We start from the raw sequence: 12,315 nt of genomic DNA, 5'->3' as shown, positions 1-12,315 counted from the left end.
CGTTACACTCAGCGCATTGAGCGACATAATCTGAATCTGAGACAACATCTGGCAAGGCTGGGACGGAAGTCACTGTCGTTCTCAAAATCGGTGGAGCTGCATGACAAGGTCATCGGGCATTATCTGAACATAAAACACTATCAGTAAGTTGGAGTCATTACCTGACAAAGGCACTTTTTTCTGTTTATCTATCAATAAATTCAGAATATTATCTGTTCTTAATCGACTGAAAGATAGGGATTTTAATCACTATTATCACAAAATACTGCGCTAAACCCTTAATCAGACAGGCAAAAACAGTGCAGTATAAAAAAAGAACAGTCTGATTTGTTAACACATAAAAACAAAGCAACACAACATCACGAATGGGGATTTTTGACTATGAAACGGAATGCGAAAACTATCATCGCAGGGATGATTGCACTGGCAATTTCACACACCGCTATGGCTGACGATATTAAAGTCGCCGTTGTCGGCGCGATGTCCGGCCCGATTGCCCAGTGGGGCGATATGGAATTTAACGGCGCGCGTCAGGCGATTAAAGACATTAATGCCAAAGGGGGAATTAAGGGCGACAAGCTGGTTGGCGTGGAATATGACGACGCCTGCGACCCGAAACAAGCCGTTGCGGTCGCCAACAAAATCGTTAATGACGGCATTAAATACGTTATTGGTCATCTGTGTTCTTCTTCTACCCAACCTGCATCAGATATCTACGAAGACGAAGGTATTCTGATGATCTCACCGGGAGCGACCAACCCGGAGCTGACCCAACGCGGTTATCAACACATTATGCGTACTGCCGGGCTGGACTCTTCCCAGGGGCCAACGGCGGCAAAATACATTCTTGAGACGGTGAAGCCCCAGCGCATCGCCATCATTCACGACAAACAACAGTATGGCGAAGGGCTGGCGCGTTCGGTGCAGGACGGGCTGAAAGCGGCTAACGCCAACGTCGTCTTCTTCGACGGTATTACCGCCGGGGAGAAAGATTTCTCCGCGCTGATCGCCCGCCTGAAAAAAGAAAACATCGACTTCGTTTACTACGGCGGTTACTACCCGGAAATGGGGCAGATGCTGCGCCAGGCCCGTTCCGTTGGCCTGAAAACTCAGTTTATGGGGCCGGAAGGTGTGGGTAACGCATCATTGTCGAATATTGCCGGTGATGCTGCCGAAGGCATGTTGGTCACTATGCCAAAACGCTATGACCAGGATCCGGCAAACCAGGGCATCGTTGATGCGCTGAAAGCAGACAAGAAAGATCCGTCCGGGCCTTATGTCTGGATCACCTACGCGGCGGTGCAATCTCTGGCGACTGCCCTTGAGCGTACTGGCAGCGATGAGCCGCTGGCGCTGGTGAAAGATTTAAAAGCTAACGGTGCAAACACCGTGATTGGGCCGCTGAACTGGGATGAAAAAGGCGATCTTAAGGGATTTGATTTTGGTGTCTTCCAGTGGCACGCCGACGGTTCATCCACGGCAGCCAAGTGATCATCCCACCGCCCGTAAAATGCGGGCGGGTTTAGAAAGGTTACCTTATGTCTGAGCAGTTTTTGTATTTCTTGCAGCAGATGTTTAACGGCGTCACGCTGGGCAGTACCTACGCGCTGATAGCCATCGGCTACACCATGGTTTACGGCATTATCGGCATGATCAACTTCGCCCACGGCGAGGTTTATATGATTGGCAGCTACGTCTCATTTATGATCATCGCCGCGCTGATGATGATGGGCATTGATACCGGCTGGCTGCTGGTGGCGGCGGGATTCGTCGGCGCAATCGTCATTGCCAGCGCCTACGGCTGGAGTATCGAACGGGTAGCCTATCGCCCGGTGCGTAACTCTAAGCGCCTGATTGCGCTCATCTCGGCAATCGGCATGTCCATCTTCCTGCAAAACTACGTTAGCCTGACTGAAGGTTCGCGTGACGTGGCGCTGCCCAGTCTGTTTAACGGTCAGTGGGTGGTGGGGCATAGCGAAAACTTCTCTGCCTCTATTACCACCATGCAGGCAGTGATCTGGATTGTTACTTTCCTCGCCATGCTGGCGCTGACGATTTTCATTCGTTATTCCCGTATGGGGCGCGCCTGCCGTGCCTGCGCGGAAGATCTGAAAATGGCGAGCCTGCTTGGCATCAACACCGACCGGGTGATTGCTTTGACCTTTGTTATTGGCGCGGCGATGGCGGCAGTGGCTGGCGTACTGCTCGGTCAGTTCTACGGCGTCATTAACCCCTATATCGGCTTTATGGCCGGGATGAAAGCCTTTACCGCTGCGGTGCTCGGTGGGATTGGCAGCATTCCAGGGGCGATGATTGGTGGGCTGATCCTGGGGATTGCGGAGGCGCTCTCTTCTGCCTATCTGAGTACGGAATATAAGGATGTGGTTTCATTTGCCCTGCTGATTCTGGTGCTGCTGGTGATGCCGACCGGTATTCTGGGTCGCCCGGAGGTAGAGAAAGTATGAAACCGATGCATATTGCAATGGCGCTGCTCTCTGCCGCGATGTTTTTTGTCCTGGCGGGCGTCTTTATGGGCGTGCAACTGGAGCTGGATGGCACCAAACTGGTGGTCGACACGGCTTCAGACATCCGTTGGCAGTGGGTGTTTATCGGCACGGCGGTGGTCTTTTTCTTCCAGCTTTTGCGACCGGCTTTCCAGAAAGGGCTAAAAAGCGTTTCCGGACCGAAGTTTATTCTGCCCGCGATTGATGGCTCCACGGTGAAGCAGAAACTGTTCCTCGTGGCGCTGTTGGTGCTTGCGGTGGCGTGGCCGTTTATGGTGTCACGTGGGACGGTGGATATCGCCACTCTGACCATGATCTACATTATCCTCGGTCTCGGGCTGAATGTGGTTGTTGGTCTTTCTGGTCTGCTGGTGCTGGGGTACGGCGGTTTTTACGCCATCGGCGCTTACACCTTTGCGCTGCTCAATCACTATTACGGCTTGGGCTTCTGGACTTGTCTGCCGATTGCCGGGTTAATGGCAGCGGCGGCGGGCTTCCTGCTCGGCTTTCCGGTGCTGCGTCTGCGCGGTGATTATCTGGCGATCGTTACCCTCGGCTTCGGCGAAATTGTGCGCATATTGCTGCTCAATAACACCGAAATTACCGGCGGCCCGAACGGAATCAGTCAGATCCCGAAACCGACTTTCTTCGGCCTTGAGTTCAGCCGTACCGCCCGTGAAGGCGGTTGGGACACGTTCAGTAATTTCTTTGGCCTGAAATACGATCCCTCCGATCGCGTCATCTTCCTGTATCTGGTGGCGTTGCTGCTGGTGGTGCTAAGCCTGTTTGTCATTAACCGCCTGCTGCGGATGCCGCTGGGGCGTGCGTGGGAAGCGTTGCGTGAAGATGAGATCGCCTGCCGTTCGCTGGGCTTAAGCCCGCGTCGTATCAAGCTGACCGCTTTTACCATCAGTGCCGCGTTTGCCGGTTTTGCCGGAACGCTGTTTGCTGCGCGCCAGGGCTTTGTCAGCCCGGAATCCTTCACCTTTGCTGAATCGGCGTTTGTACTGGCGATAGTGGTGCTCGGCGGTATGGGATCGCAGTTTGCGGTGATTCTGGCGGCAATTTTGCTGGTGGTGTCGCGCGAGTTGATGCGTGATTTCAACGAATACAGCATGTTAATGCTCGGTGGTTTGATGGTGCTGATGATGATCTGGCGTCCGCAGGGCTTGCTGCCCATGACGCGCCCGCAACTGAAGCTGAAAAACGGCGCAGCGAAAGGAGAGCAGGCATGAGTCAGCCATTATTATCTGTGAACGGCCTGATGATGCGCTTCGGCGGCCTGCTGGCGGTGAACAACGTCAATCTTGAACTGTACCCGCAGGAGATCGTCTCGTTAATCGGTCCTAACGGTGCCGGAAAAACCACGGTCTTTAACTGCCTGACCGGATTCTACAAACCCACTGGAGGCACCATTTTACTGCGCGATCAGCATCTGGAAGGTTTACCGGGGCAGCAAATTGCCCGCATGGGCGTGGTGCGTACCTTCCAGCATGTGCGTCTGTTCCGTGAAATGACGGTGATTGAAAACCTGCTGGTGGCGCAGCATCAGCAACTGAAAACCGGGCTGTTCTCTGGCCTGTTGAAAACGCCATCCTTCCGTCGCGCCCAGAGCGAAGCGCTCGATCGCGCCGCGACCTGGCTTGAGCGCATTGGTTTGCTGGAACACGCCAACCGTCAGGCGAGTAACCTGGCCTATGGTGACCAGCGCCGTCTTGAGATTGCCCGCTGCATGGTGACGCAGCCGGAGATTTTAATGCTCGACGAACCTGCGGCAGGTCTTAACCCGAAAGAGACGAAAGAGCTGGATGAGCTGATTGCCGAACTGCGCAATCATCACAACACCACTATCTTGTTGATTGAACACGATATGAAGCTGGTGATGGGAATTTCGGACCGAATTTACGTGGTCAATCAGGGGACGCCACTGGCAAACGGTACGCCGGAGCAAATCCGTAATAACCCGGACGTGATCCGTGCCTATTTAGGTGAGGCATAAGATGGAAAAAGTCATGTTGTCCTTTGACAAAGTCAGCGCCCACTACGGCAAAATCCAGGCACTGCATGAGGTGAGCCTGCATATCAATCAGGGCGAGATTGTCACGCTGATTGGCGCGAACGGGGCGGGGAAAACCACCTTGCTCGGCACGTTATGCGGCGATCCGCGCGCCGCCAGCGGGCGAATTGTGTTTGATGATAAAGACATTACCGACTGGCAGACGGCGAAAATCATGCGCGAAGCGGTAGCGATTGTCCCGGAAGGGCGTCGCGTCTTCTCGCGGATGACGGTGGAAGAGAACCTGGCGATGGGCGGCTTTTTTGCCGAACGCGACCAGTTCCAGGAGCGCATAAAGTGGGTGTATGAACTGTTTCCACGTCTGCATGAGCGCCGTGTTCAGCGGGCAGGCACCATGTCCGGCGGTGAGCAACAAATGCTGGCGATTGGTCGCGCGCTGATGAGCAACCCGCGTTTGCTGCTACTTGATGAGCCATCGCTCGGTCTTGCGCCGATTATCATCCAGCAAATTTTCGACACCATCGAGCAGCTGCGCGAGCAGGGGATGACTATCTTCCTCGTCGAGCAGAACGCCAACCAGGCGCTAAAGCTGGCGGATCGCGGCTACGTGCTGGAAAACGGCCATGTGGTGCTCTCCGATACCGGCGATGCGCTGCTGGCGAACGAAGCAGTGAGAAGTGCGTATTTAGGCGGGTAATAACACGTTGATTGATAAGGAGTCAAAAGACTCCTTTGAGACAGGTGACAAATGTAAAATTGCCTGATGCGCTGCGCTTATCAGGCCTACTGGGTGAGTTGCAATATATTGAATTTGCACGATCTTGTAGGCCGGATAAGGCGTTTACGCCGCATCCGGCATGAAACGATGAGTAATCTGTAGAGTTTGATTCAGACCTTCTATTTTTCCGCTTATCCGTGCCCCATCTCCCATTTTCCCTCACCCACGCCGTCACCGCCTTGTCATCTTTCTGACACCTTACTATCTTACAAATGTAACAAAAAAGTTATTTTTCTGTAATTCGAGCATGTCATGTTACCCCGCGAGCATAAAACGCGTGAATTCGCGCATTCGGTACAACAAGAGAGATAAACGATGAAACCGTTACATTATACAGCTTCAGCACTGGCGCTCGGACTGGCGTTAATGGGGAATGCACAGGCAGTGACGACCATTCCGTTCTGGCATTCTATGGAAGGGGAACTGGGTAAAGAGGTGGATTCTCTGGCCCAACGTTTTAACGCCGAAAATCCGGATTACAAAATTGTACCGACCTATAAAGGCAACTACGAACAGAATTTAAGCGCGGGGATTGCCGCATTTCGTACCGGCAACGCTCCGGCTATTTTGCAGGTTTATGAAGTTGGCACCGCCACCATGATGGCATCGAAAGCCATTAAACCGGTATATGACGTGTTTAAAGAGGCGGGGATTCAATTCGATGAGTCGCAGTTTGTGCCGACGGTTTCCGGTTACTACTCCGACAGCAAAACGGGCCACTTACTCTCCCAGCCATTCAACAGCTCGACTCCCGTTCTCTATTACAACAAAGACGCCTTCAAGAAAGCGGGGTTAGACCCGGAACAGCCGCCGAAAACCTGGCAGGATCTGGCGGACTATGCCGCGAAACTGAAAGCCTCCGGCATGAAGTGCGGCTACGCCAGCGGCTGGCAGGGCTGGATCCAACTGGAAAATCGACACCTTCCCGGTGATCGACGCCGCCACGTCCGGCGGGCCGGTTCAGGCCACCACGACGCTGATTTATAAGATCTACCGCGAAGGTTTTACCGGACTGGATCTGGCTTCGTCTGCCGCACAGTCGGTGGTGTTGATGTTCCTCGTCATCGTGCTGACGGTGGTGCAGTTCCGCTATGTTGAAAGCAAGGTGCGTTACCAATGATTGAGAACCGTCCGTGGCTGACGATATTCAGCCATACCATGCTGATCCTCGGGATCGCGGTGATTCTCTTCCCGCTGTACGTGGCGTTTGTCGCGGCGACGCTGGATAAACAGGCCGTCTATGCCGCGCCGATGACGCTCATCCCCGGCACACATCTGCTGGAAAATATCCACAACATCTGGGTTAACGGGGTAGGTACGAATAGCGCGCCGTTCTGGCGGATGTTGCTTAACAGCTTTGTGATGGCGTTCAGCATTACGCTCGGCAAAATTACCGTCTCGATGCTCTCGGCATTTGCCATTGTCTGGTTTCGTTTTCCGCTACGTAACCTCTTCTTCTGGATGATTTTTATCACCCTGATGCTGCCGGTTGAAGTACGTATCTTCCCGACGGTGGAAGTCATCGCCAACCTGAAGATGCTCGACAGCTACGCCGGTTTAACGCTGCCGCTGATGGCCTCGGCGACCACCACGTTTCTGTTTCGCCAGTTCTTTATGACGCTGCCGGATGAACTGGTGGAAGCGGCGCGGATCGACGGCGCATCGCCAATGCGCTTCTTTTGCGACATCGTTTTTCCGCTCTCCAAAACTAATCTGGCGGCGCTGTTTGTGATCACCTTTATTTACGGCTGGAACCAGTATTTGTGGCCGTTGTTGATTATTACCGACGTGGATCTCGGCACCACCGTGGCAGGGATCAAAGGGATGATCGCCACTGGCGAAGGCACCACGGAATGGAACTCAGTGATGGCGGCGATGTTGTTAACCCTGATCCCACCAGTAGTGATTGTTTTAGTGATGCAGCGTGCCTTCGTGCGCGGCCTGGTCGATAGTGAGAAATAAGATGGCAGGACTGAAATTACAGGCAGTAACCAAAAGCTGGGATGGCAAAACCCAGGTCATTAAACCGCTGACCCTTGATGTGGCTGATGGCGAATTTATCGTGATGGTCGGGCCGTCTGGCTGCGGGAAATCGACGCTGCTGCGTATGGTTGCCGGGCTGGAGCGGGTGACCGAAGGCGATATCTGGATCAACGACCAGCGCGTGACTGAAATGGAGCCGAAAGATCGCGGGATTGCGATGGTGTTCCAGAACTACGCGCTTTATCCGCATATGAGCGTCGAAGAAAACATGGCGTGGGGGCTTAAAATTCGCGGCATGGGCAAGCAGCAAATTGCCGAGCGCGTTAAAGAAGCGGCGCGCATTCTGGAGCTGGACGGTCTGCTCAAACGTCGCCCGCGTGAGCTATCCGGCGGTCAGCGTCAGCGTGTAGCGATGGGCCGCGCGATTGTGCGCGATCCGGCGGTGTTCCTGTTTGATGAGCCGCTCTCTAACCTCGATGCCAAGCTGCGCGTGCAGATGCGTCTTGAACTGCAACAGTTGCACCGTCGCCTGAAAACGACTTCACTCTACGTTACTCACGATCAGGTTGAAGCGATGACGCTCGCCCAGCGAGTAATGGTGATGAACGGCGGCGTTGCCGAACAGATTGGCACACCAGTTGAAGTCTACGAAAAGCCCGCCAGCCTGTTTGTAGCGAGTTTTATCGGCAGTCCGGCGATGAACCTGCTGACAGGCCGCGTGAATAACGAAGGCACGCATTTCGAACTGGACGGCGGTATTGAGCTGCCGCTAAACGGTGGCTACCGTCAGTATGCCGGGCGTAAAATGACTCTCGGCATTCGCCCGGAACATATTGTGCTAAGCTCGCAGGCAGAAGGCGGCGTACCGCTGGTGATGGACACGCTGGAGATCCTCGGCGCAGATAACCTGGCGCACGGACGCTGGGGCGAGCAGAAGCTGGTGGTGCGACTGGCGCATCAGGAGCGCCCGACGGCAGGCAGCACGCTGTGGCTGCATCTGGCGGAAAATCAGCTGCATCTTTTTGATGGTGAAACAGGACAACGAGTATGAGTAACTGGCCTTATCCCCGCATCGTCGCTCATCGTGGCGGCGGTAAGCTGGCCCCGGAAAACACCCTGGCGGCAATCGACGTCGGGGCAAAATACGGTCATAAGATGATCGAATTTGACGCGAAGTTATCGAAAGATGGCGAGATCTTCCTGCTCCATGACGACAATCTCGAACGCACCAGCAACGGCTGGGGCGTCGTGGGTGAACTGAACTGGCAGGATTTACTGCGCGTGGATGCGGGCAGTTGGTACAGCAAAGCGTTTAAAGGTGAGCCGCTGCCGTTGCTTTCGCAGGTGGCGGAACGCTGTCGCGAACATGGGATGATGGCGAATATCGAAATCAAACCCACCACTGGCACTGGACCATTAACGGGCAAAATGGTGGCGCTGGCGGCACGCCAACTGTGGGCCGGTATGACGCCGCCGCTGCTGTCATCGTTTGAGATTGATGCTTTAGAAGCTGCACAGCTGGCGGCACCGGAACTGCCGCGTGGTTTATTGCTTGATGAGTGGCGCGACGACTGGCGCGAACTGACCGCGCGGCTGGGCTGCGTCTCTATTCATCTCAATCATAAGTTACTCGATAAAGCGCGAGTGATGCAGTTGAAAGACGCCGGATTACGGATTCTGGTTTATACCGTCAATAAACCCCAGCGCGCGGCAGAGTTGCTGCGCTGGGGCGTGGATTGCATCTGTACCGATGCGATTGACGTGATTGGTCCGAACTTTACGGCCCAATAGTTTTCAACGGAATGTCAGGCTGCGGCGTGCTGGGCTGATTCAGCATGTCGCCGTTTCTCCTCTCCGGCAGCATATGCTGCTGATTCAACGAACTATCCGGATTACGGTTGCTGTTTAACATCCCGCCGTTGGTGTTGGGCAGCATTTGCTGCCGGGCGGGATTTCGCTCCCCCGGCTGTGACTGCAACACCCGCTGAGAATTATTGTTTATCTGGTTTTCTAAATGCTGCTGTTGCAACTGAGTTTGCGTTTTCAGTTGCTGATTCAGCATCCCTTTTTGCTGGATTTGCTGAGTTTGCATCTGGGTTTGCATCCGCTGCTGGCTGGGTATCTGATACCCCGGCTGGTTAGGGTTGTTCAGAGTATTAATGGGCTGTGCAAAGCCGACAAACGGCAGGAGTGCCGTAAGAATCAGAAGTCGTTTCATCGCGTATCCTCCTCTGAAGATATCCTTTAAGTTTACTCGCTTCCCGACAAAACGATGATTAATTCAGAGTTATATACCAGGCTTAGCTGGGGTTGCCCCTTAATCTCTGGAGAATAACGATGATAAAACCGACGTTTTTACGCCGGGTAGCCATTGCTGCTCTGCTCTCAGGAAGTTGTTTTAGCGCCGTCGCCGCGCCTCCTGTTTCTTACGGCGTGGAGGAAGATATCTTCCATCCGGTACGCGCGAAACAGGGGATGGTGGCGTCTGTCGATGCCACTGCCACCCAAGTGGGGGTAGATATTCTAAAGGAGGGCGGGAATGCCGTTGATGCCGCCGTGGCGGTGGGCTACGCGCTGGCGGTAACGCATCCGCAGGCAGGGAATCTGGGCGGTGGTGGTTTTATGCTGATCCGCTCGAAAAATGGCAATACCACCGCTATCGATTTCCGCGAGATGGCACCCGCTAAAGCGACCCGCGATATGTTCCTTGATGACCAGGGCAACCCGGACAGCAAAAAATCACTCACTTCGCATCTGGCTTCCGGCACGCCCGGTACGGTCGCTGGTTTCTCGCTGGCGTTGGATAAGTACGGCACTATGCCGTTGAACAAAGTGGTGCAGCCCGCGTTCAAACTGGCACGCGATGGTTTTATCGTTAACGATGCTTTGGCAGACGATCTCAAAACCTACGGTAGTGAAGTGTTGCCGAATCACGAAAACAGCAAAGCTATCTTCTGGAAAGAGGGCGAACCGCTGAAAAAGGGCGACAAGCTGGTGCAGGCGAACCTGGCAAAGAGCCTGGAGATGATTGCCGAAAACGGCCCGGACGAATTCTATAAAGGCACGATAGCGGAACAGATTGCCCAGGAGATGCAGAAAAACGGTGGCTTGATCACTAAAGAAGATTTAGCGGCGTATAAAGCGGTCGAACGCACACCGATAAGTGGCGATTATCGCGGGTATCAGGTTTACTCCATGCCACCGCCATCCTCCGGCGGGATCCATATCGTACAAATCCTCAATATTCTGGAAAACTTCGATATGAAGAAATACGGCTTTGGCAGCGCCGATGCGATGCAAATCATGGCAGAAGCGGAGAAATACGCCTACGCCGACCGCTCGGAATATCTTGGCGACCCGGATTTTGTCAAAGTACCGTGGCAGGCGCTGACCAATAAAGCCTATGCCAAATCTATTGCCGATCAAATTGATATCAATAAAGCGCAGCCATCCAGCGAAATTCGCCCCGGCAAGCTTGCGCCTTATGAGAGTAATCAAACTACCCATTACTCAGTGGTGGATAAAGATGGTAACGCGGTGGCGGTGACCTATACGCTGAACACCACCTTCGGTACGGGCATTGTCGCGGGCGAGAGCGGTATTCTGCTTAATAATCAGATGGATGATTTCTCCGCTAAACCGGGCGTACCGAACGTTTACGGGCTGGTGGGCGGTGATGCCAACGCCGTCGGGCCGAATAAACGTCCGCTGTCGTCAATGTCACCAACGATTGTGGTGAAAGACGGTAAAACCTGGCTGGTCACCGGTAGCCCTGGCGGGAGCCGGATCATCACTACAGTGCTGCAAATGGTGGTGAATAGCATCGATTATGGCATGAACGTCGCCGAAGCGACCAATGCGCCGCGTTTCCACCATCAGTGGTTGCCGGACGAGCTGCGTGTCGAAAAAGGGTTTAGCCCGGATACGCTCAAGCTGCTGGAAGCAAAAGGTCAGAAAGTGGCGCTGAAAGAGGCGATGGGCAGTACACAAAGCATTATGGTTGGGCCGGACGGTGAGTTGTACGGCGCATCCGACCCGCGCTCGGTGGATGATTTAACGGCGGGGTACTAAGGTTAGCGGCCCTCTTCGTGGGAAGAGGGCTATTTGTCAGGGCAAGCCGAAGGTAGCCTTTTTTATTTCGTAATCCTGTAGATATTCTTCCAGCGGCTTTGCCGTTCCCAGAGAATGAATTTCACCACTGTCTTTATCAATAATAAAAGGTGCGTTACCAGCTAAGCGCGCGGCCTCATCTCCAGTTTCGAGAAATTCTCGTGCTTCGAAACAGAAATACCAGCCCTAGCTAAAGCGTCCATGTAGAGTAATGACGACCGGGAGATCTGCATCATCAAGGTAATGGTTCGCTTTCGCGAATGCGTCGTGATAAGTAATCATAATTATAATAAATATTATTGTTGAGTGTTATATTATTATTCCTGTGTGATACATTGAGCAAAGACGCGTTCATCTTCGTCAAAGATATTATTAAATGCTGGTTTTGAAAAAAGTTCATCGGATAAGATATAGTCACGAAATAAGTATCTGCTAATATTTTATGATTTCTTTTTCAGAACGTCGAACGGGATTTTCTTATTTAAGATATCAGAATCTTATGATTCGGGTAAAATTCTAAATAAATCAACATGTCATTAAAATCATCATAGCCATTAGCTATTTCGGCTAAAATAGAGACTACATGTCTTCGGTCCATCTCACTTAAGGAGTGTAGTTCCGTTGTAAGTTTTTCCATAGCTTGCACTGCTAAATTTCGAACAAGGAATTTTCTGCTGGTAATCTCTAAAAAGATGGCATGGTTGGTAATGCTGCCAACTTACTGATTTAGTGTATGATGGTGATTTTAAGGTGCTTGCGTGGCTTCCATTTCCATCAGATGTCCTTCCTGCTCCGCTACTGAAGGCGTGGTGCGTAACGGCAAAAGCACTGCCGGACATCAGCGCTATCTCTGCTCTCATTGCCGTAAAACATGGCAACTACAGTTCACTTACACCGCCTCTCAGCCCGGTACGCACCAGAAA

General features: G+C 53.0%; 13 protein-coding genes and 3 pseudogenes. 13 read left to right on the top strand and 3 right to left on the bottom strand.

Annotated elements, in window-relative coordinates; translation table 11 throughout:
- The 11 genes and pseudogenes from BHE85_RS03245 to ugpQ all read left to right on the top strand — a co-directional run.
- The coding region (locus BHE85_RS03245) for an IS1 family transposase (RefSeq protein WP_001437028.1) at positions 1-147 on the top strand (147 nt) is incomplete at its 5' end.
- A 234-nt stretch (positions 148-381) separates the two neighbouring features.
- On the top strand, positions 382-1,491 hold the full coding sequence (livK, locus tag BHE85_RS03240) for a high-affinity branched-chain amino acid ABC transporter substrate-binding protein LivK (protein WP_000827696.1): 1,110 nt from the start codon (positions 382-384) through the stop codon (positions 1,489-1,491).
- 47 nt (positions 1,492-1,538) lie between these two features.
- Positions 1,539-2,465, top strand: coding sequence for a high-affinity branched-chain amino acid ABC transporter permease LivH (livH, locus tag BHE85_RS03235; RefSeq protein WP_001295111.1), 927 nt, complete (start codon positions 1,539-1,541; stop codon positions 2,463-2,465).
- Positions 2,462-3,739: a branched chain amino acid ABC transporter permease LivM gene (livM, locus tag BHE85_RS03230; RefSeq protein ID WP_000803797.1), complete on the top strand. Its 1,278-nt coding sequence runs from the start codon at positions 2,462-2,464 to the stop codon at positions 3,737-3,739. Before livH ends, livM begins: the two co-directional genes overlap by 4 nt.
- Positions 3,736-4,503, top strand: coding sequence for a high-affinity branched-chain amino acid ABC transporter ATP-binding protein LivG (gene livG, locus BHE85_RS03225; protein WP_000082101.1), 768 nt, complete (start codon positions 3,736-3,738; stop codon positions 4,501-4,503). The genes livM and livG overlap by 4 nt, the downstream gene beginning before the upstream one ends.
- A gap of 1 nt (position 4,504) precedes the next feature.
- Entirely contained in the window at positions 4,505-5,218 is a 714-nt protein-coding gene (livF, locus tag BHE85_RS03220) for a high-affinity branched-chain amino acid ABC transporter ATP-binding protein LivF (RefSeq protein WP_000416883.1), read from the top strand.
- A 396-nt stretch (positions 5,219-5,614) separates the two neighbouring features.
- A pseudogene (locus tag BHE85_RS03215) lies at positions 5,615-6,214 on the top strand (extracellular solute-binding protein); the annotation flags it as partial.
- Position 6,215: 1 nt separating this feature from the next.
- A pseudogene (locus BHE85_RS03210) lies at positions 6,216-6,419 on the top strand (glycerol-3-phosphate transporter permease); the annotation flags it as partial.
- On the top strand, positions 6,416-7,261 hold the full coding sequence (ugpE, locus tag BHE85_RS03205; protein ID WP_000572169.1) for a sn-glycerol-3-phosphate ABC transporter permease UgpE: 846 nt from the start codon (positions 6,416-6,418) through the stop codon (positions 7,259-7,261). The pseudogene BHE85_RS03210 and the gene ugpE, both read left to right, overlap by 4 nt.
- 1 nt (position 7,262) lies before the next feature.
- Entirely contained in the window at positions 7,263-8,333 is a 1,071-nt protein-coding gene (gene ugpC, locus BHE85_RS03200) for a sn-glycerol 3-phosphate ABC transporter ATP binding protein UgpC (RefSeq protein ID WP_000907794.1), read from the top strand.
- A complete protein-coding gene (gene ugpQ, locus BHE85_RS03195) occupies positions 8,330-9,073 on the top strand; it encodes a glycerophosphodiester phosphodiesterase (protein ID WP_000073615.1) in 744 nt (247 codons plus the stop codon). Before ugpC ends, ugpQ begins: the two co-directional genes overlap by 4 nt.
- Here ugpQ and BHE85_RS03190 read toward each other — a convergent pair.
- A complete protein-coding gene (locus BHE85_RS03190; RefSeq protein ID WP_000825996.1) occupies positions 9,060-9,500 on the bottom strand; it encodes a DUF2756 family protein in 441 nt (146 codons plus the stop codon). The genes ugpQ and BHE85_RS03190 overlap by 14 nt on opposite strands.
- A 119-nt stretch (positions 9,501-9,619) precedes the next feature.
- On the opposite strand from BHE85_RS03190, the gene ggt reads away from it, so the two are divergent.
- A complete protein-coding gene (gene ggt, locus BHE85_RS03185) occupies positions 9,620-11,353 on the top strand; it encodes a gamma-glutamyltransferase (RefSeq protein ID WP_000595119.1) in 1,734 nt (577 codons plus the stop codon).
- A 36-nt stretch (positions 11,354-11,389) separates the two neighbouring features.
- Here ggt and BHE85_RS03180 read toward each other — a convergent pair.
- Both BHE85_RS03180 and yrhD read right to left on the bottom strand, forming a co-directional pair.
- A pseudogene (locus BHE85_RS03180) lies at positions 11,390-11,674 on the bottom strand (YrhB family protein).
- 199 nt (positions 11,675-11,873) lie between these two features.
- A complete protein-coding gene (gene yrhD, locus BHE85_RS03175; protein ID WP_001307436.1) occupies positions 11,874-12,029 on the bottom strand; it encodes a protein YrhD in 156 nt (51 codons plus the stop codon).
- Positions 12,030-12,150: 121 nt separating this feature from the next.
- Between yrhD and BHE85_RS03170 the strand changes: the two genes are divergently transcribed.
- On the top strand, positions 12,151-12,315 hold a 165-nt coding region (locus BHE85_RS03170; protein WP_047664789.1), incomplete at its 3' end, for an IS1 family transposase.

The sequence above is a fragment of the Shigella sp. FC1567 genome (genome assembly GCF_001743015.1).
Lineage (GTDB): Bacteria > Pseudomonadota > Gammaproteobacteria > Enterobacterales > Enterobacteriaceae > Escherichia > Escherichia coli.
This window is presented reverse-complemented; position numbering and strand designations above follow the sequence as displayed.